The organism is Kribbella sp. NPDC048928 (genome assembly GCF_043197975.1).
Taxonomy (GTDB): domain Bacteria; phylum Actinomycetota; class Actinomycetes; order Propionibacteriales; family Kribbellaceae; genus Kribbella.
This window is the reverse complement of the sequence record NZ_JBICUC010000005.1, coordinates 125674-144629: the sequence shown is the minus strand read 5'-3', so window position 1 is coordinate 144629 and position 18956 is coordinate 125674. Positions and strand designations below refer to the sequence as shown.

Annotated in this window: 14 protein-coding genes; 6 read left to right on the top strand and 8 right to left on the bottom strand. The window is 68.5% G+C overall.

The window, feature by feature from the left end:
• Nucleotides 1-4: 4 nt before the first annotated feature.
• The gene (lhgO, locus tag ACGFI6_RS22730) at nucleotides 5-1171 is read right to left on the bottom strand and encodes an L-2-hydroxyglutarate oxidase (protein WP_393121599.1); all 1167 of its coding nucleotides are present in this window, start codon (nucleotides 1169-1171) and stop codon (nucleotides 5-7) included.
• A 75-nt stretch (nucleotides 1172-1246) separates the two neighbouring features.
• Here lhgO and ACGFI6_RS22725 point away from each other — a divergent pair, with 75 nt between their 5' ends.
• Entirely contained in the window at nucleotides 1247-3454 is a 2208-nt protein-coding gene (locus ACGFI6_RS22725; protein WP_393121597.1) for a glycoside hydrolase family 2 protein, read from the top strand.
• Here ACGFI6_RS22725 and ACGFI6_RS22720 read toward each other — a convergent pair.
• The 3 genes from ACGFI6_RS22720 to ACGFI6_RS22710 all read right to left on the bottom strand — a co-directional run bounded on the left by ACGFI6_RS22720 (nucleotide 3393) and on the right by ACGFI6_RS22710 (nucleotide 6210).
• A complete protein-coding gene (locus tag ACGFI6_RS22720; RefSeq protein ID WP_393121595.1) occupies nucleotides 3393-4205 on the bottom strand; it encodes an alpha/beta fold hydrolase in 813 nt (270 codons plus the stop codon). The two genes, ACGFI6_RS22725 and ACGFI6_RS22720, sit on opposite strands and share 62 nt — an antisense overlap.
• 26 nt (nucleotides 4206-4231) lie before the next feature.
• Nucleotides 4232-5629: a gluconate transporter gene (locus ACGFI6_RS22715; RefSeq protein ID WP_393122520.1), complete on the bottom strand. Its 1398-nt coding sequence runs from the start codon at nucleotides 5627-5629 to the stop codon at nucleotides 4232-4234.
• Between the two features lie 296 nt (nucleotides 5630-5925).
• A complete protein-coding gene (locus ACGFI6_RS22710) occupies nucleotides 5926-6210 on the bottom strand; it encodes an alkylmercury lyase (protein WP_393121593.1) in 285 nt (94 codons plus the stop codon).
• A 138-nt stretch (nucleotides 6211-6348) separates the two neighbouring features.
• Here ACGFI6_RS22710 and ACGFI6_RS22705 point away from each other — a divergent pair, with 138 nt between their 5' ends.
• Nucleotides 6349-8559 (top strand): family 43 glycosylhydrolase, encoded by a 2211-nt coding sequence (locus ACGFI6_RS22705; protein WP_393121591.1) that lies wholly within the window; start codon nucleotides 6349-6351, stop codon nucleotides 8557-8559.
• Nucleotides 8560-8570: 11 nt separating this feature from the next.
• Nucleotides 8571-11384: an alpha-glucuronidase family glycosyl hydrolase gene (locus tag ACGFI6_RS22700; protein WP_393121590.1), complete on the top strand. Its 2814-nt coding sequence runs from the start codon at nucleotides 8571-8573 to the stop codon at nucleotides 11382-11384.
• A gap of 63 nt (nucleotides 11385-11447) precedes the next feature.
• Here the strand turns inward: ACGFI6_RS22700 and ACGFI6_RS22695 are convergent, their stop codons facing one another.
• Together ACGFI6_RS22695 and ACGFI6_RS22690 are read right to left on the bottom strand one after the other, a co-directional pair.
• Nucleotides 11448-12431, bottom strand: a complete 984-nt coding sequence (locus ACGFI6_RS22695) for a LacI family DNA-binding transcriptional regulator (protein WP_393121588.1) — start codon at nucleotides 12429-12431, stop codon at nucleotides 11448-11450.
• Nucleotides 12432-12498: 67 nt separating this feature from the next.
• A complete protein-coding gene (locus ACGFI6_RS22690; protein ID WP_393121586.1) occupies nucleotides 12499-13641 on the bottom strand; it encodes an NAD(P)/FAD-dependent oxidoreductase in 1143 nt (380 codons plus the stop codon).
• 126 nt (nucleotides 13642-13767) lie between these two features.
• Here ACGFI6_RS22690 and sigJ point away from each other — a divergent pair, with 126 nt between their 5' ends.
• Nucleotides 13768-14637, top strand: a complete 870-nt coding sequence (gene sigJ / locus ACGFI6_RS22685) for an RNA polymerase sigma factor SigJ (protein ID WP_393121584.1) — start codon at nucleotides 13768-13770, stop codon at nucleotides 14635-14637.
• On the opposite strand, the gene ACGFI6_RS22680 is transcribed toward sigJ, so the two are convergent.
• Nucleotides 14634-15626: an aldo/keto reductase gene (locus ACGFI6_RS22680; protein WP_393121582.1), complete on the bottom strand. Its 993-nt coding sequence runs from the start codon at nucleotides 15624-15626 to the stop codon at nucleotides 14634-14636. The two genes, sigJ and ACGFI6_RS22680, sit on opposite strands and share 4 nt — an antisense overlap.
• Entirely contained in the window at nucleotides 15623-16054 is a 432-nt protein-coding gene (locus ACGFI6_RS22675; RefSeq protein ID WP_393121580.1) for a VOC family protein, read from the bottom strand. The genes ACGFI6_RS22680 and ACGFI6_RS22675 overlap by 4 nt, the downstream gene beginning before the upstream one ends.
• 67 nt (nucleotides 16055-16121) lie before the next feature.
• On the opposite strand from ACGFI6_RS22675, the gene ACGFI6_RS22670 reads away from it, so the two are divergent.
• Nucleotides 16122-16757: a TetR/AcrR family transcriptional regulator gene (locus ACGFI6_RS22670; RefSeq protein WP_393122518.1), complete on the top strand. Its 636-nt coding sequence runs from the start codon at nucleotides 16122-16124 to the stop codon at nucleotides 16755-16757.
• A gap of 45 nt (nucleotides 16758-16802) precedes the next feature.
• Entirely contained in the window at nucleotides 16803-18884 is a 2082-nt protein-coding gene (locus ACGFI6_RS22665) for a hypothetical protein (protein WP_393121578.1), read from the top strand.
• Nucleotides 18885-18956: the final 72 nt, after the last annotated feature.

Below are 18956 nucleotides of genomic sequence, written 5' to 3'. Positions count from 1 at the left end.
TAGGTCAGGCGGTGGTTAGTTCTTCGGCTATGCGGTCGGCTATTACCAGGCAGGCTGTGGCGGCTGGTGAAGGGGCGTTGAGGACGTGGAGGGCGTTGCCGTCGCGGAGGAAGAGGAAGTCGTCCACCAGTTTGCCGTCGCGGGTCACGGCTTGGGCGCGGACACCGGCGCCTGAGCGACGTACGTCCGAGACCTGCAACTCGGGCAGCATCCGGCGCGCTTCCTTCACCAGTGCGCGACCGGTCAGCGACCGTGCGATCTCCTTCGCGCCGGTCCGCCCGTAGCGTCGCGCGAGCCGCCAGGTTCCCCGGTACGTCGCTGCCTCCCAGACGTCCCGCGGGATGATCTGGCCCCACGAGTACCCCTCGCGGGACAGCGCCGGCACCGCGTTCGGACCCACATGGACGCTGCCGTCGATCCCGCGCGTGAGGTGCACGCCGAGGAACGGAAGGTCCGGGTCCGGCACCGGGTAGACGAGCCCCTTCACCAGATGCTCCCGCTCCGGCACCAGCTCGCTGAACTCTCCACGGAACGGCAGGATGCGCACCCCCGGCTCCAGCCCGGACGCCCGCGCGAGCCGATCGCTGTGCAACCCCGCGCAGATGGCGACCCGATCCGCCTCGACGACGTCGTCCGTCGTCCGCACTCGTACGGTCCGCCCGTTCTCGACCGCCGTCACGGTCACGCCGGTACGGATCTCCCCGCCCGCCGCCCGGACGTCGTCGGCGAGCGCAGCGGCGACGAGTTTGAAGTCGACCCGCCCGGTCGAGTCGACCGCGAGCGCGCCCTTGACCCGCAGGTGCGGTTCACGCTCGGCGACCTCGTCGAGCGTCAGATGCCGGACCGGTACGCCGTTCTCCCGGCCGATCCCGTACAGCCGGTCGAGCTGGGGCAGTTCGGCCTCGGTCGTCGCCACGACAAGCTTCCCCGGTACGTCGAGCGGGATGCCCTTCTCCGCGCAGTACTTGCGCAACGCCGCGCCGCCCTCGACCGCGTACCGCGCCTTCAACGAGCCCGGGCGGTAGTACAGCCCGGAATGCACGACGCCCGAGTTGTGCCCGGTCTGATGTGCCGCGACCGTCGGCTCCTTGTCCAGCACGACAACCGGCGTACCGGGATCGCGCCGCTGCAGACTCCGCGCCACAGCCAGCCCGACGATCCCTCCACCCACTACCACCGCAGTCCTCGTCACCTCAGAGAAGAGCCGGAACCACGCCTCAGAAATACATGCCCGTAGGGTCGGGGCATGGCTGAGTGGCGGTTCGGGAGGCTGGCCGACGAGTCCGCGACGGAGGTGACGTACGACGACAGCGGTTACGAGCCGGTGACGTTGCCGCACACAGTCGTACCGCTGTCGTGGCGGGACTGGGACGCGGACACCTGGGAGGACCGCTGGTGCTATCGGCGCTGGGTGGACGTACCGGCCGACGCGCAGCGGGTGTTCGTGGACGTCGATGGGGCGCTGCATGCGGCCTCCGTGTACGTCAACGGGACGCTGGCCGGCACTCAGCAGGGCGGCTACCTGCCGTTCACGCACGAGGTCACCGATCTCGTCGCGCCGGGAGCGAACCTGGTGGCGATCGTGCTCGATGCGCGGTGGTTGCCGATCCCGCCGAGCGGTCATCCTGACGGTCACAGCGGCGTCGACTATTTCCAGCCGGGCGGGCTGACGCGGTCGGTCGACGTACGGCTCGAGCCGGCGTCCTTCATTTCCGACCTCCAGGTCCGCCCGCTCGACGTACTCGATCCGTCGGCTCGCCGCGTCGAAGTCACCTGCACCATCGACGCACCCGACTCACCCGACGGCCGCGTGGGAGTTGAGTTGCGGGCAGGCGACGGGCGCCTGCTCGCCTCCTCGGCCGCGGACGTCACCGGGCCCGAGGTCGTACTGACGTTGAGCGGGCTCGACGACGTACAGCTCTGGGCTCCCGACTCCCCCGTTCTGTACGACCTGGTGGCGCGACTCGACAGTGGCAGCGAGCGGACCGCGCGGATCGGGTTCCGCGAGGCACGGTTCGCGGTGGACGGGTTCTACCTCAACGGCGAACGGCTCGAGCTGTTCGGGCTGAATCGGCATCAGATCTTCCCGTGGACCGGGATGGCGATGCCGGACCGCGTGCAGCGCCGCGACGCCGAGATCCTCCGCACCGAGCTGAACTGCACGATGGTCCGCTGCGCGCACTACCCGCAGTCGCCCGCGTTCCTGGACGCCTGCGACGAGCTCGGCCTGCTCGTGTTCGAGGAGATTCCCGGCTGGCAGTACGTCGGCGACGCCGCCTGGCAGGACCTCGTCGTCGCCGACGTCGAGCGGATGATCCGCCGCGACCGCAACCGCCCGTCGGTCGTCGTGTGGGGCGTACGGGTCAACGAATCCGCGAACTACCCGGAGCTTTACCGGCGTACTCAGGAGGTGGCGAAGGCGCTCGACCCGGACCGGGCGACGAGCGGCGCGATGCTCGCCTCGGAGTACTCGACGGACGGCTTCCACCAGGACGTGTTCGCGTACAACGACTACGCCAACGACGAGACCGGTGCGACGCTGCTCGAGCCGCTGCCGGGCATCCCGTACCTGATCACCGAGGCGATCGGCGCGCTCGCCGGGCCGCACTTCTACCGGCGGACAGATCCGCAGTCGGTGCAGGCGCGGCAGGCGTACCTGCACGCGCAGGTCCACCAGCAGGCCGCCGCCGACGACCGGTACCTCGGCGTCCTCGCCTGGCAGGCGTTCGACTACGACTCGCAGAACGGGTGGATCGACCATCGCCTGAAGTGCAACGGGGTGGCGGACACGTTCCGCATCCCGAAGCTCGGCGCGGCGATCTACCAGGCGCAGGTCGACCCGCAGCGCCGTCCGGTGATCGCGCCGGCGTTCCACTGGGATGCGCCGCTCGACGACGAGCTGATGATCTGCTCGAACTGCGAGCGCCTCGAACTCTTCCTCGGCGACGATCACTTGGCGACCGTACGCCCCGACACGACCCGTTTCGGATCCCTGCCCTATGCACCGTCGTTCGTCACGCTGCCGCCCGGGCCGGCAGCACTGCCCGACCTCCGCATCGACGGGTATCTGGAGGATCGTCGCGTGGTCAGCCGGTCCTTCTCCGCCGACCGCACCGCCGATCGTCTGGACCTGCTTGCCGACGACAACGAGATCGTGGCCGACGGCACCGATCTGACGCGGGTCGTGGTGCGTGCCACGGATGCCTACGGCAACCTTCGCCCATCGGCGTACGGGACCGTCACGATCGACGTGGAGGGTTCCGTACAGCTTGTCGGTGACAGTACGTTCGTGCTCGAATTGAACGGTGGCGCCTATGCCGTCTGGCTACGAGCGTTCTCTCCGGGCGAGATCCACCTCACCGCGACCCACCCGCAACTCGGCGACGCAGCGATCACCGTGACAGCCACTCCCGCAGTACAGTGGCCAGCGCCACCGGGGCGTCGTACTGCATGAGGTGGCCGGCGTCCGCTACCTCCACGTACGAGGCCCCCGGGATCAGCCCGGCCAGGCGCCGCCCGGTCGCGGCCGGGATCCACGCGTCGTCGCGTCCCCACACCACCTGCACCGGGAGCTCTAGCTCGCCGACGAGGCGTTCGTTCACGGCCAGGAAGTCCTCGTCGTACTGCGCGATCTGCCGATAGAAAGCCGGCTGCCCTTCGTCCGTGCACCACGGAGCGACGAGCTCGTCCAGCTCGTCGGCGCGCAGCCCGCGATGGCTGGCAGCGCTCACGTACGCCCGCAGGACCGCCTCATGGACGTACGCGGGCAGCTCATCGAGCGTCGTCGGGTGCCGTTTCACGAACTGGAAGAACGCCGAACCGCTCGGCGGGATCGCCACCACGTCGACGAGCATCAACGACGCGTACGCCGCCTTCTCGACCAGAGCAGCACGCAGCGAGACCGCCCCGCCGAAGTCGTGCGCGACAACCCGCGGCCGGTCCAGCTCCCAATGCTCGAGCAGGGCGGCGAAGGCCCGCGCCTGCGCTCCGAAATCCACGGCGTGGGACGGATCCTTCGACGACTCGCCGTACCCGGGCATGTCCCACAGGTACACCGTGAAGTCGGCGCTCAGCGCATCGGCGTACCGCGACCAGACCCGCGACGAGAACGGCGTCCCGTGACAGAACACCACCGCGGGCCCGGTCCCTGCCTTCCCGTACGCAATCGATCGCCCTTCCCATTCGAACCGCCCGTCAACCTCCACCCCACCACCTAATCATCTCCGCGGGGCTACCAGAAGATCGACAGGATCAGCGTCATGCCGAGGCCCATGATCGAGATGACGGTCTCCATCAGCGACCAGGTTTTGATGGTCTCACCCACGGTCATGCCGAAGTACTCCTTGACGAGCCAGAAGCCGGCGTCGTTGACGTGCGAGAAGAACAGCGAGCCGGCACCGATCGCCAGCACCACCAGGGCGAGGTGGGTGGTGCTCTCGCCGGTCGCGAGCGGCGCGACGATACCGGCGGCCGTGACCGTGGCGACCGTCGCGGAGCCGGTTGCGAGGCGGATGAGTACGGCGACGATCCAGCCGAGAAGGAGCGCCGAGAGGTTCGCGGCGATGGCGATCTTGGCGATCGCGGTACCGGTCCCGCCGTCGACCAGGACCTGCTTGAACCCGCCACCGGCACCGACGATCAGCATCACGCCGGAGATCGGCAGCAGGCTCTCGCCGATCTTCTTGCTCAGGACCGGAATCCCGAAGCCGACCGCGGTGCCGAACGTGTACATCGCGACCAGTACGGCGATCAGCAGCGCGACCACCGGGTCGCCGATGAACTGCAGCACCGGGTAGATCGCGTTGTCCTTGCTCATCCAGACGTCCGACGCGGCCTTGATCAGCATCAGCGCGACCGGCAGCAGGACCGTGATCAGCGTCGCGGCGAAGCTTGGGGTCCGGGTCCGCTTCGTACCGGCCGGCGCAGGCTCCTCCGGCCGGCCGTGCCGCCCGTCCTGAGCCTTGCCGTCCTGGGACCCGCCGTCCTCGACCTCGTGGTGTCCCGCGCCGACCTCGAGGGCGGTTCCGGCGGCACCGATCGGGACCCACTTAGCGGCCAGCCGCCCGAACAGCGGACCGGCGACGATCACGGTCGGGATCGCCACCAGCAGACCGAGCGCGAGCGTGATACCGACATTGCCCTTCAGGACGCCGATCGCGGCCAGCGGGCCGGGGTGCGGTGGGATGAAGCCGTGCAGCACCGACAGGCCGGCCAGCGCCGGGATGCCCAGCAGCATCGCCCGGGCGCCGGTCCGCCGAACGGCCAGCACGACCACCGGGATGAGCAGCACCAGGCCGATCTCGAAGAACATCGGGATGCCGATGATGAACGCGATCAGCGCCATCTTCCACGGCAGGCTCGCGGACTTGCCGCGCAGCAGCGTGTCGACGACCTGGTCGGCGCCGCCGGAGTCGGCCAGCAACTTGCCGACCATGGCACCGAGCGCGATCAGGACGCCGACGTACCCGAGGACACTGCCGACGCCGTTCTCGTACGACTTGGTCACGTCACCGGCGCCGATCCCGGACGCGACCCCGACGAACAGTGCGCCGATGGTCAGCGACAAGAACGCATGCACCTTGAGCGCGACGATCAGCAGCACGATGATCGCGATGCCGAGCACCGCCATGATCAGCACCCGGGTGTCATGCCCGTTCCACGGGGCGTGCACGTCCGCGTCGGCCACCAGTGGAAGGCCGACTTCGTAAGCGAGACTCATGATTCCCCACCGCTCTCCGGTCGCGACTCCTACGTCCGCAGTCTCCCACCAACCGCCGCAATTCGCCGGTCGGCGCGGCGATCAGCCGGCGAAAGCGAACCGGTCGTCGGGTAAACCAATCACCATGGTTCTTCCCGCAGAGGTCGTCGCGCCGGTCCAGGCGGTTGTCGTCGGCCACGATCTCGGCGCGATGATCCCGGGCGATCTCATCCGCTTGTGACCGAGCGCAGTTGGTCGACCGACGGCACGCCGACCGACTTGCCACTCGCGTCCCGGTACAGGCGACAGGAAAGGCTCACCTGATCCCCGGTGCCGAACGGGTCCACTCCGTCGACCAGGAGCGTCGGTGAGCCCGTCATCCCGAAGCGCTCCGCATCGGCCTCGGACTCGATCAGCCGCATCCGCACTGGTACGGGCGTGACCGCGGCCAGCCGGTCGAGCAACAGGTGCAGATTGGGGCAGTCCGGGACGTGCAGTACTTCGAGCCTCATCCGGCCAGCCTGCACCTCTGAGGTCTTGCGGTCGAATTATCGATCACTTACTGTCTGTCCGAACGGCAGAATGTGATCGATAACTTTTCTGCCGGACCTGCAGCTCGCGAGACCTCTCCGCCCATGTGAGGACCCACCATGAAGCCTCGAACTCGCCCGTTCCGCCTGCTACTCACCGGCCTGGCCGCGGTGCTCGCCGCCGTCGCCGGAGTGCCCGCGGCCGGTGCCCCGCCGGACCGACCGACGTACAGCAATCCACTCATGTCCGACATCGCGCAGGCGTTCTCCGATGCCGGCCTGATCCGCGCCAAGGACGGCGCCTGGTACTCGTACGCCACCAACACCAGCCTGACCCGTGAGAACGCGGACAACCACGGACCGCAGCACCTGATCCCGATGGTGCGCTCCACCGACCTCGTGCACTGGACCTTCCTCGGCGACGCGTTCAGCGAGGCCAACCACCCGCAGTGGGCCGGCTGGCCGCAGAAGGGCTACTGGGCGCCGGACGTCCGGTACGTCGACGGCGAGTACTACATGTACTACTCCGCGCCCGGCTCCACCTCGCTCGACGCCGCGATCGGCCTGGCGACTGCGCCGACGCCCGCCGGCCCCTGGACGGACGTCGGCCATCCGGTCGTGAACTTCGTCAAGGACAGCGTCGTGATGGAGATCGACCCGATGATGTTCATCGACGACGACGGCACGAAGTACCTGTACTACGGCTCGTTCCGCAGCGGCGGCATCCATGTCGTACGGCTCACCGCCGACGGCAAGAACACGGTCGGTGAGTCGACGCAGGTCGTCTCCGGTGAGCGTGGCGAAGGCGCGTGGGTCGCGAAGCGCGGACCGTGGTACTACCTGTTCTACTCCGGCTACGGCTGCTGCATGGGTACTGACGGCGGAGGCGGCTACCCGGTGCTCGCCGGGCGCTCCACCTCCCCCACCGGCCCGTTCCTGGACGAGAACGGCGTCTCGCTGACGTCCGATCAGCCCGGCGGCACGATCGTGAACTCGTTCAACGGCAACTCGCTGAACGCCACCGGCCACAACGCCGTCACCGTCGACCGATCCGGTCAGGACTGGAACCTCGTCAACTCCGACATCCGCGCCGACCGCACCTGGGGCGGCCGTCCGCAGTCGATGGACCGTCTCGACTGGGTAGGTGGCTGGCCGACCGTGCGGGCCGGGCAGTGGACCTCCGACACGCCGCAACCCGCACCCGCCGCGGCCTGGAACGTCGGCAGTTCGTTCGACTCCTCGGACCTGACTGCCTGGCGCACGATCGCGGGTCAATGGAGCAGTAACGACGGCTACGTCGCCTCCGACTCGGCGTCCTCGTTGCTCGTCAACCGCACGAGCGGACCGGCCGACTATCGCGTCGAGGCCGACCTCAGGACGTCCGCCGGGAAGGCCGGACTCGTCTTCGGGTACCGCTCGGCCCGCAACTACGCGGTCGCCTACCTGGATCCGGAACGCAGGACGCTCCGCGTCGAGCAGCGCGTGGGCGGCAGGATCGTCAGTACGTCCGAACGCCCGCTGTACCAGGGCTTCCGGTACGACACCTGGCACTCGGTCACCGTGGAGGTCCGCGACGGCCGCGCGACGATCCAGGTCGCACCGTCGATCGGCGACAATGCGCTCGCTTCTGTCGACGTACAGCTCGCGAAGGGGCTCGCCGGACCCGCGCAGATCGGGGTCACCGGCACCGCGCAGGCCGACAACGTTGGCATGACCAAGCTCTACCAACCAGTCACGCACAAGGTCCCGGACCCGCACACCGGCAAGCTGCTCACCGGCTTCAGTGACGAGTTCAACGCCCAGGACGGGGCGTGGCAGTGGACCGGGGCGAACCAGGGTCAGGTCGCGAACGGGCAACTCAACTGGGACATGCAGTCCACGAACCTCAAGACCGGTGCCACCCTGCTGCTGCGGGACGCCCCGGCCGGCGACTTCACCGTGGAGACGAAGGTCTCGCTGCCGTTCGAGGGCAGTACGGGCAACGCCCGCGCCGGGTTGATCGCGCAGGCATCCGGGACGCAGTCGTTGCAGCTGGCACCGACCCGGACCAACGCCGTACGGCAGACCTTCCTGTGGCCCGGCTCCGATCCCAGCCCGTGGCCGGAGGCGATCCAGGTCGGGCCGAGTGCCGACACGATGTGGCTGCGGCTGCGGCACACCACCCGGGACGGTCAGCATCTGTTCCAGGCGGCGACCAGCCTCGACGGCAAGCACTGGCAGTGGGGCAGCTACTGGTACCTGCCCGACGGGCCGTTGAAGATCGGCCTGATCTCGATGGGCGGCACCGGACCCGCCGCGCACTTCGACTACCTCCGCACCTACGAGTCGTGAAGGAGCGCCCGATGAACATCACTCGCCGAACTCTCCTCGCCGGCAGTGCGGCCGGTGCTGCCGGTGCCTTCGCTGCTGGATTGCTGCCGGGCCAGTCGGCCTTCGCTGCATCAGGCAATCTGACCATGCCGCCTGATGAAGACGGGTACGACCTCTGGCTGCGGTACCGGTTGATCTCGAACCGCGACGTACTGAACCGCTATCGGTCCGCGTTCACCCACATCGTTGTCGCCGGCAAGCAGCCCGTACTGCAGTCCGCCGGGGCCGAACTGGCCCGTGGATTGTCGGCCCTGCTCGGCCGGCCGGTGCCGGTGAAGGACCAGGCCGGCAAGGGCGCTGTCCTCGTCCGGGTCGGCGACCTCGCGGCGGAGAGCTTCACGATCAAGCGGCGCGCGGACCGGGTGGAGATCACCGGTGGCGACGAGCGCGGCGCGCTGTACGGAGCGTTCCGCCTGCTGCAGCACCTGCAGCGGCAGCGCCCGCTCTCCGACCTGAACCTCACGGACCGGCCGGCGTCGCCGCTGCGCATGATGAACCACTGGGACAACCTCAACCGGAGCATCGAACGCGGGTACGCGGGCAAGTCGATCTTCGTGTGGGACGAACTGCCCGGGCTGCGCGAGCGGTACGTGGACTATGCGCGCGTACTGGCATCTGTTGGGATCAACCACACGGTCATCAACAACGTGAACGCCAGCGCCGACTTCCTGCGCTCGGAGCGGTTGCCCGGGCTCGCGGCGCTGGCCGGCGTACTGCGGTCGTGGGGTGTGCGGTTGTGGCTGTCGGCGAACTACGCCGCGCCGATCACACTCACCGCCGGCGAGTCGTCGCCGATCACCGTGGCCGATCCGCTCGATTCGCGGTTGCAGCAGTGGTGGCAGGACAAGATCGACGAGATCTACCGGCTGATCCCGGACTTCGGCGGGTTCCTGGTCAAGGCGAACTCCGAAGGACAGCCCGGGCCGCTCGACTACGGCCGGACGCACGCCGAGGGCGCGAACATGCTCGCCGACCGGCTGGCGCCGTACCAGGGGCGGCTGGTCTGGAGGTCGTTCGTCCACGAGGGGTTCGACGACTGGGCCCAGTACGAGTACAACGTGTTCCATCCGCTCGACGGGCAGTTCCACGACAATGCGGTCGTCCAGACCAAGAACGGGCCGATCGACTTCCAGGTACGCGAACCGGTCAATCCGTTGTTCGGTGGGTTGCCGCAGACGAACCAGATGATCGAGCTGGAGATCACGCAGGAGTACACAGGGCATTCCACGCATTTGTGTTATCTCGTTCCGGAGTGGAAGTCGATCCTCGGGTTCTCGACGCACCAGGGGCCCGGGAACGGGCCGACGGTGGCCGACATCGTCACCGGGGCCGCGTACCAGCAGGAGAACGTCGGTTTCGCCGGCGTCGTCAACATCGGTGACGACCGGGACTGGACCGGCTACCAACTCGGTGCGGCGAACACGCATGGGTTCGCGCGACTGGCGTGGAACCCGAGGCTGTCGGCGGACGAGATCGTGACCGAGTGGATCGAGCTGACGTTCGGGCTCGACCGCCAGGTCGGATCGGTGCTCAAGGCCATCATGTTGCAGTCCTGGGAGACGTACGAGAGTTACACGTCGCCGTTGGGCATGGGCTACCTGACGTACCCGCTCGGATCGCACTTCGCGCCGGACCCGAATTCGACCCACAACCTTTCGCACTACACCACCGCGGAAGGAACGGGATTCGACCGTACGGCGGTCTTTCCGGTTCTGTACGCCGATCATTGGCGGGACCTGTACGGATCGTTGGAGAACTGCCCGGACGAGTTGCTGCTGTTCATGCACTTTGTGCCGTACACGCATCGACTGCAGTCCGGGAAGACTGTCATCCAGCATATTTACGACAGCCATTTCGCCGGGTACGAAAAGGTGCTGGAATTCCGGCGGGCCTGGGGACGGCTCGCGGGACACGTCGACGAGGCGCGGCACGCGGACATCGCGGCCACGTTCGACGCGCATGTGGTCGAGGCCGAGCGCTGGCGGGACACGATCGTCTCGTACTTCTACGGCTACTCCCGGATCTTGTCGACCGGGACCGAGTGGCTGCAGGTCGCGTACCCGAACCGTGGTCTGCTGATCGGTGGACGCGCCAACGATCTGCCGCTCGAGCTCACCAACGCGTTCCGGACCTCGCAGACGGTTACTGCCGGCGTGCACGCCGTCGACTCCAGCTGGCAGGTCGGAACGACGTCGGTCACCATCGACTCGGGGGCGACCGCGACGACTACCGTGCCGGTCACTCCCCCGTTGATCACCGACCTGGTCGAGTTGGCGATTGACACCGGGCAGACTGCGTTGGGAGCGCAGAATCAGACGTTCATCGTGACGCCGGACGCTGCGCAGTGTCGGCTCGCGCTGGACGTCGGGACCGTCGACAGCCCGCTGGTGACGGGCTATGCGCGGGTCTCGCCCAGCACGACCTGGGACGCGACGCGCGGTTATGGCTGGGTGGGTACGGCACCGCAGCCTCGGGATCGGGGCAGCGCCTGGGATGCACTGCGGCGCGACTTCGTCGGGGACTATCCCGCGCGGACGCTCCGGATCACTCTGCCGCCCGGCAAGGTGCGACTGTCCGCGCTGGTCGGCGACGGCGGGCCCGACTGCCCGCCGACGACGATTGCCGAAGGCACCAAGATCCTTGCCGCGTCCACCGATCTCCCCGGCGGGGTCTTCACCTGGATCCACGCCGACCTCGACGGCGGCCCCACCGGCCGAACCGCAGACCTGATCCTCGACAGCGACCCAGACCGCTTCTGGCACCTAGGAGCCCTGATCCTCACCTAATCCCGCCCCCACCCGCCGGCCGCGGACCTGCTCCGCGGCCGGCGGGCTGCAGTTGGTGGTGGGTCAGCGGGGTGGGGCTGTGGTTTCCCGGAGGATGATCTTGGTGGGGGCTGCGGGCAACGGTTGGGGTTCGGGCTCGTTGCGGATGGCGGCGATCAGGCGGCGCATGCCGTGCCGGCCGGACGTTTCGCGGTCGACGCGAACGGTCGACAGCGCCGGCGTACCGTACCGGGACAACGTCAGGTCGTCCCACCCGGTGACACTCAAATCCTCCGGTACGCGCCACCCGCGGTCGAACGCCGCCCGCAGCACGCCGGCCGCGATGTGATCGCTGGCCGCCACCACAGCGGTCACCGGCGTGTCATCGGGCAACGACTGCACCGCCGCCGCACCCGTCTCCGGATGCCACGCACCGTCGTACACACCGTGCGACCGCAACCCCAACCGCTCGCAAGCCTTCAGATATCCGGACCGCCGGAGCTGCGCCGACCTCCAGTCCTGCGGCCCGGCAGCATGGAAGAACTCCCGATGCCCCAGCGAAGCGAGCCTCTCAACAAGCTCGACCATCGTCGCCTCGTCCGCAGCGACCGCCTCCACCGCCCGCAACCGATCGTCGAACTCGTCCGTCTGTACGACGACACCATCGGTCTTCACCGTCAACGGCGTCACCGACAGCACCCCGTCGACCTGCCCACGGCCGAGGATGTCGTCCGCAAGCCGGCTCAGCGCCGCCGGATCCTCATGCACCCCGATCACGATCTCCACCTGGTACCCGAGCCGCTGCGCCTCGTCACACGCCGCCTCGACCGTCCGCTCCGGCCCGGTCCACCCCGGCAGGATGATCGCCACCACACCCGTACTCCGGGTCCGCATCGCCCGCGCCATCAGATTCGGCCGATACCCCAGCTCGTCGATCGCCGCCTTGATCCGCACCGACGTCCCCACCCGAACAGTAGGATCCGCCCGCAAATACCGCGACACCGTCTGATGCGAAACCCCCGCCAGCGCAGCCACGTCATACATAGTCGGCCGCCGCTGCACACTCATACCACCACGATACTTGCCGTCCCCCCTCGATCCGCGTCGGCTGCCAGGTGCGGTGGAAGACCTTCACTCACTGCGGAAGTAGGTTGGTGCGGGGGCCGGCTTTGGGCCAGGTCATGGTGCCTGGGGCGCGGGCTTCGCGGCGGATTCGGCTGTCGATGACGAAGCGGCAGGTCTTTTCTTTTACTCGGGCCCCTAGGCGGCCTGAGATGTAGAGGTTGACGGCCGTGTCGTCTTTGCGGGCGAGTTGGCGGATGCCTGCGTCGCGGCCGAGGCTCACGCAGGCTCCGCTGAACCTCAGCTCGAGGAGCGTCGGTTCGGTGCCGGCGATCCGGCTCAGTACGGTGTCGGCGGCTTGGGCGCCGAGCGGGCCGGCTGCATACGTACTCATCCGGAGCGGCCGGCCCGACGGTGCGACCGCGTCGCCTGCTGCCACGATCCGGTCGTCGTCGACCGAGGTCAGCGTCTCGTCGGTGATCAGCCGTCCGACCGCATCCGTCTGCAGACCGCTCGCGGCTGCCAGCTTCGGTACGCCGAATCCGGTGGTCCAGATCGTCAGCGCGCTCGGGCGGACCGTCTCGCCGTCCAGGACGACGGCGTCCGCACGGACCTTCGTCACGGTCCGGTGTTCGAGTACGGCGACGTCATGATCGGCCAGCCAGTTCGCGACGTACCGGCGTCCTTTCGTACTGAGCGTTGGCGCCAGCGAACTGCTGCACACGAGCGTCACACTGCGCCCGCGTTCCGCGAGCTCGGCCGCGGTTTCGATACCGGTGAAGCCGCCGCCGACGACGGTGACCGGAGCATCCATCGGCAGCTCGTCCAGCTGCGCACGCAGCCGTTCCGCGGACTCGTACTCCGCGATGCCGTACGCGAACTCGTCCACCGGCGTCGCCCCGGTACTGCCCACCGCGTAGATGACGTAGTCGTAGTCCAGCGCTGCTCCCGACGCCAGCTCAACGGTCCGGGCGGCGGTGTCGATGCGCGTGACGCTGTCGACGACGAGCTCGATCCCGTCGCCGAGCAGCGTGCCGTAGTCGATCGTGACGTCACCGGTCCGGGCCACGAGCTGATGCAGCCGGATCCGCTCCACGAACTTCGGTCGCGGGTTGACGAGTGTGACGTCGAGATCGACGCGCATCCGCAGACGGTTCGCCGCGAGCGTGCCCGCGTACCCGCCACCGATGACGACGACCTTGTGCTGTTCGGACATCATGACTTCCCTTCACTGACGTTGGTGTCTCAAAGGTCCGACCAGGCAGGGCACCAGAACGTCAGGCGACGTCACAATTCACCGGGCTGCGGTGTCGGAGTTCTGACGGGTGACGAAGGGAAGACCATGCAGCTGCTCATCAGCGAGCGACGACAGCTCATCAACGTCGCGTACCGGCTGCTCGGCTCGGTGGCCGACGCCGAGGACGTGGTTCAGGAGACGTACGCCCGTTGGTACGCGCTGACGCCCGCCGAGGCGCAGGCGATCGACAACCCGGCGGCGTGGCTCACGAAGGTTGCCGGCCGCATCTGTCTGACCCAGTTGACGTCAGCCCGGGTACGACGGGAGCGGTACGTCGGCGAGTGGATCCCGGAGCCGGTCCCCGACCCGTCGGAGTGGAGCACCGCGGACCCGGCGGATCTGATCACGCTCGACGAGTCGGTCGGCATGGCGTTCCTGGTCGTCCTGGAGTCGATGACGCCGGCGGAGCGGGTCGCGTTCGTGCTGCACGACGTGTTCCGCTACCCGTACAAGGAGATCGCGGAGATCGTCGGCCGCTCCACCGCGGCCTGCCGGCAGCTCGCGTCGTCCGCTCGCCGTCGGCTCGACGCGTCCCGCCCGACGCCGGCCGCGGTCGAGGAGCAGATCGTCCGGGACTTCAAGCGGGCCTGGGAATCCAAGGACATCGACGCGCTGATCGGCCTGCTCGACCCCGAAGCCACCACGGTCGCAGACACCGGCGGCCACGCGCCGGTCTTCGTGAAGTCCCTCAGTGGCGCCGCTCAGATCGCCGAGACCTTCACCAAGTTCGCCGACCGGCTCCTGGGCCTCGACCTCAAGGAATGCCTCGTCAACGGCCGCCCCGGCCTGCGCGCCGAGTCCGCCGGCACCACCGTGACCGTCTATGCGTTCGACACGAAGGCCGGCCGGATCACCCGCATCTGGGCGATCCGCAACCCGGACAAACTCCAAACCTGGTCCGACACGGCACACTAGAGCGCGGCCGCGCCCAGGACCCAGGGTGTGGTCTGGTTGATGAAGTCGGCGGGAAAGCCGGGCTCGAAGCCAGTGGCGGACTCGAGACGCTCGACGGACTCCTCCGGCAGGGTGAGGTCGAGGCAACCGAGGTTGTCCTGCAACTGGCCGACGGTCCGGGCGCCGAGGATCGGCAGTACGCCGTTGCGCCGCCGGACCCACGCGAGCGCGACCTGGGCCGGAGTCGCCCCCAGCTCGCCCGCCACCTCCTGCACAGCCTGCGCCACCGCGAGATCCCGAGCGTCGATCGCATCCCGCTGCAACCGAGCCCGCTCCGGCTGACCCGCGCCGTACTTCCCGGACAGGACGCCTCCACCCAGCGGGCCCCACGCCGTCACCGTCAACCCGTACGCCGTTGCCATCGGCAACAGCTCGCGCTCGACATCGCGGTTGACCAGGCTGTACGGAACCTGCAGGCCGGCGAACGGGGTCCACCCACGCCATTCGGCGAGCGTGTTCGCGCGCGACACCACCCAGGCCGGCGTGTCCGAGATGCCGACGTACAGAACCTTGCCCGAACTCACCGCGTCGTCGAGGGCCCGCATCGTCTCCTCGATCGGCGTGTGCTGATCCCAGATGTGCACCCAGTAGACGTCGAGGTGATCGGTCCGCAGCTGACGCAGGCTGGTCTCCAGCGAAAGCCTCAGGTTCTTCCGATGATTGCCGCCGCCGTTGGGGTCCGTGGAGTCCCGGGTGACCGTGTACTTCGTCGCCAGTACGAACCGGTCGCGCCGCCCCGCGAGCAGCTCACCGACGATCTGCTCGCTCGCACCACCGCGGTAGTTGATCGCGGTGTCCACGACGTTCCCGCCCGCTTCCGCGTACGCGTCGACGATCCGGCGACACTCCTCGATCGGCGCGCCGACACCGCCCTGCTCTCCGAACGTCATCGCGCCGAGCACCAGCTCCGAGACCCGCAGGCCCGTTCGGCCGAACGTCGTGTACCTCATGCGAACATCGCCGCGACCCGCTCGGCCAGCTCGTCCGCCGAGACGTCGCGCTGATGCCGGTCGACCGCCCAGCGGTGCCCGGACGGGTCCAGGAACTGCGCGGTCCGGTCGCCCCAGAACGCGTCATACGGCGCCTCGACCGCACTCGCACCGGCCTCGATCGCCCGTGCATAGGCGGCGTCGACGTCGGCCACCGGCAGATGGAACGCGGCGGGCGTACCGCCGAGGGAGGCCGGCGTGCGCTGACCGCGATCAGGCCACTCTCCCGCAACGGCCAGCACGGTGTCGCCGACGCGCAGCTCGACGGTGAGCGGACGGCCGTCGGGAAGGACGACGCGACTGGTCTCCTCGGCGCCGAGAACCTCGACGTACCAGGCGGCCGCGGCGTCGGGGTCGTTGACGACGAGATGGACGGCAAGCTGTGTCATGACGATGACCATACAGCCTGTCTGGTCACATCGTCTAGACGCTTTGTTTGCTAAGGTCGGCAGGGTGATGGCCCGACGGGACGACCCCCAGCAGAACGGCGCCGAGCTGCGCGACCGGATCCTCGACGCACTCCGCGAGCTGCTCCGCGAGCGCACGTTCGACACGCTCAGCGTCGCCGAGATCATCACCGAGGCGGGGGTGTCGCGCGCGAGCTTCTACTTCTACTTCGCGGGTAAGCAGGCGGTGCTCGCCGACCTGGTGCGGGACGCGGTCGGGGCCGGTCACGAGGTCGCCGAGCCGTGGGTCCGGGCGCAGGCGGGTCCACGCCAGACGCTTCGGGCCGGCATCGAGGGCGGCGCCGATCTGTGGATGGCCAACGCCGCCGTGCTGCGCGCGATCGTGGAGAGCTGGGCGTCCGACCCGCAGCTCCGCGAGCTGTGGCTCGCCCAGATGGCGACGTTCACCGAAGCCACCATCGCCCGCATCGAGGCCGACCGCCAGGCGGACCCGGCGGTCGCCGCCAAGCTCAGCAACATCGACGTCCCGGCGCTCGCCGCGACGCTCACCTGGACCGGCGAACGTCTCTACTACCTCGCCGCCTGCGGCATCCCGCCGTTCGACGACCGCCAGACCCTGATCGACACCCTCACGCATCTCTGGATCTCCGCTCTGTACGACGAGGAGCAGGTGTCCAGTTCCTGACAAGGCGCTGGATTCTCGGTCGCGGAGCGGACAGGGTTGATTCATATGACGCACAGGGACCGTGAGGCGACCGGGTTTCAGGAGCAGGCGGCGTACGACGCATCGATCGATCTGCGGACCGACTTCGTCATGGTGTACGGGCTGAACGACACCACGGCGGAACGGATCGCACGCTGGCGGGAGGCCGGCTACCGGGTGCATCTGATGACCGGGATCTCCTGGGGCACGTACCAGGACTACCTGGACGGGCGGTGGGACGGCGACGACCACTGGGCCGATGCGCAGACGGCGGGCGACGGGTCGCCGATCCTGCACGGGCAGAGCGTCGACATCCCGTACATGGTGCCGACGTTCGGCTTCACGGAGTACCTGGTCCAGAAGCTGCGTCCGATCATCGAGCTCGGCGTCGAGGGCATCCACCTCGAGGAGCCGGAGTTCTGGTCCCGGGCCGGCTACTCGGAGTCGTTCAAGCGCGAGTGGGAGGCGTACTTCAAGGAGCCGTGGCAGCCCCCGCACAGCACACCCGAGGCGCACTTCCGGGCCGGGCAGCTCAAGCAGCACCTGCTGTCGCGCAGCCTGGACCGCGTCACCTCGGTACTGCGAGACGACGCCCTCCGGCAGGGACGCCAGGTGCGCTTCTACGTCCCGACGCACAGCCTCCTGAACTACACCCAGTGGCAGATCATCAGCCCCGAATCGCGGCTGCGCACGCTGCCCTCGATCGACGGCGCGATCGCGCAGGTCTGGACCGGCACGTCCCGGACGCCGAACGTCTACGACGGGAAGGCCGCCGAGCGTACGTTCGAGACGGCCTACCTGGAGTACGGCATCGCGCAGGACCTGACCCGCGGCACCGACCGCCGGATGTGGTTCCTGCACGACCCGATCGAGGACCACCCGGACCGGACCTGGGAGGACTACCTGGCCAACTACCAGCGCACCCTCGTCGCCTCCCTGCTGCACCCGGGCGTCTCGCGGTACGAGGTCGCGCCGTGGCCGAACCGGATCTTCAACCGCCCGTACCTGCGCGAAGGCTCCACCGAACGCGAGCTGATCCCGCCGACCACGGCGACCAGCTACCTGATCGCGATGAACAGCCTGCGCGACCTCGAGCAGCCCGATGTCCGGTGGGCACACGAGGGACCGCGGGTCGGAATTGCGCTCTCGGACACGGCGATGTTCCAGCGCTGGTCGCCCGGCGGTGAGAGTGGGCACTACGACGGCCTGCAGGATGCCCTGGCGTTGGAGGGTCGCGAGCAACTGCACTTCTCCGACTTCTACGGTCTCGCGCTGCCGCCGTTGTTCGAGGGGCAGCGCGTCGCGCCGGTGCAGTTGGAGAACGTGATCGACACCCCCGACGCCCTGGACGACGTCGACGTGCTCGTCCTGAGCTACGAGTTCCAGAAGCCGCTCGCGCCGAGCATCCACTACGCGCTCGCCGGGTGGGTCAATCGCGGCGGCAGCCTGCTGTACGTCGGTGACGGCGCGGACCCGTACCACGAGATCCGTTCGTGGTGGACCGGGCGGTACGAGACCTGTGCCGACCATCTCGCCGAGGCGCTCGGAGCGGACCGCAAGCGCGACGACATCCAGCCGGTCGGTGCGGGGCGCGTCCGCTTCGTCGCGTCCCGCCCGGCCGACTTCACCTCGGCACCGGCCGCCCTGGTCACCGCGCTTCGCGAGCTGGCCGAGTCCGGCGGTCACACCTGGGAGCCCACCAACTGGCTCGGGGTCCAGCGCGGTCCGTACCTGATCGGTGCCGTACTAGAGGAGGCCGGCGGCTCACATGTTGTCGAGGGCACCTACCTCGACCTGCTAGACCCGGAGCTGCCCGTCGTACGCCGCCGCGAGCTCGGCCCTGGTGAGCTGATCTGGCTGCGCGACCTGACGTACGACGACGTACCGGTCCTCGCGTCCGCGGGCCGAATCGCCGACTGGCACCAGGACGACTCGACAATCTTCTTCACCTGCGAGGCACCCCAAGGAGTTCAGGTCACCACGGCGATCCGGGTCCCCAAGGAGCCGACCGCAGTCAACGTCGACCACCGCTACGACCCTGAGCTGAAGATCCTCTGGCTGACCCACCCCGGCATCCCGTCCGGCACCTCCATCACCATCACGCACTGATCTTTCACCGAGTCGTGGAAAGTGGTTCGAAATCCGCGCCGCAATCCACGACTCGGTGAAGGGTGTTCGAAC

Coding starts and splice junctions, on each gene's coding strand:
- ACGFI6_RS22725 (WP_393121597.1), top strand. CDS start 1,247: ATGGCTGAGTGGCGGTTCGGGAGGCTGGCCGACGAGTCCGCGACGGAG.
- ACGFI6_RS22715 (WP_393122520.1), bottom strand. CDS start 5,629: ATGGCGGTGCTCGGCATCGCGATCATCGTGCTGCTGATCGTCGCGCTC.
- ACGFI6_RS22710 (WP_393121593.1), bottom strand. CDS start 6,210: ATGAGGCTCGAAGTACTGCACGTCCCGGACTGCCCCAATCTGCACCTG.
- ACGFI6_RS22705 (WP_393121591.1), top strand. CDS start 6,349: ATGAAGCCTCGAACTCGCCCGTTCCGCCTGCTACTCACCGGCCTGGCC.
- ACGFI6_RS22700 (WP_393121590.1), top strand. CDS start 8,571: ATGAACATCACTCGCCGAACTCTCCTCGCCGGCAGTGCGGCCGGTGCT.
- ACGFI6_RS22695 (WP_393121588.1), bottom strand. CDS start 12,431: ATGAGTGTGCAGCGGCGGCCGACTATGTATGACGTGGCTGCGCTGGCG.
- ACGFI6_RS22690 (WP_393121586.1), bottom strand. CDS start 13,641: ATGTCCGAACAGCACAAGGTCGTCGTCATCGGTGGCGGGTACGCGGGC.
- sigJ (WP_393121584.1), top strand. CDS start 13,768: ATGCAGCTGCTCATCAGCGAGCGACGACAGCTCATCAACGTCGCGTAC.
- ACGFI6_RS22680 (WP_393121582.1), bottom strand. CDS start 15,626: ATGAGGTACACGACGTTCGGCCGAACGGGCCTGCGGGTCTCGGAGCTG.
- ACGFI6_RS22675 (WP_393121580.1), bottom strand. CDS start 16,054: ATGACACAGCTTGCCGTCCATCTCGTCGTCAACGACCCCGACGCCGCG.
- ACGFI6_RS22670 (WP_393122518.1), top strand. CDS start 16,122: ATGGCCCGACGGGACGACCCCCAGCAGAACGGCGCCGAGCTGCGCGAC.
- ACGFI6_RS22665 (WP_393121578.1), top strand. CDS start 16,803: ATGACGCACAGGGACCGTGAGGCGACCGGGTTTCAGGAGCAGGCGGCG.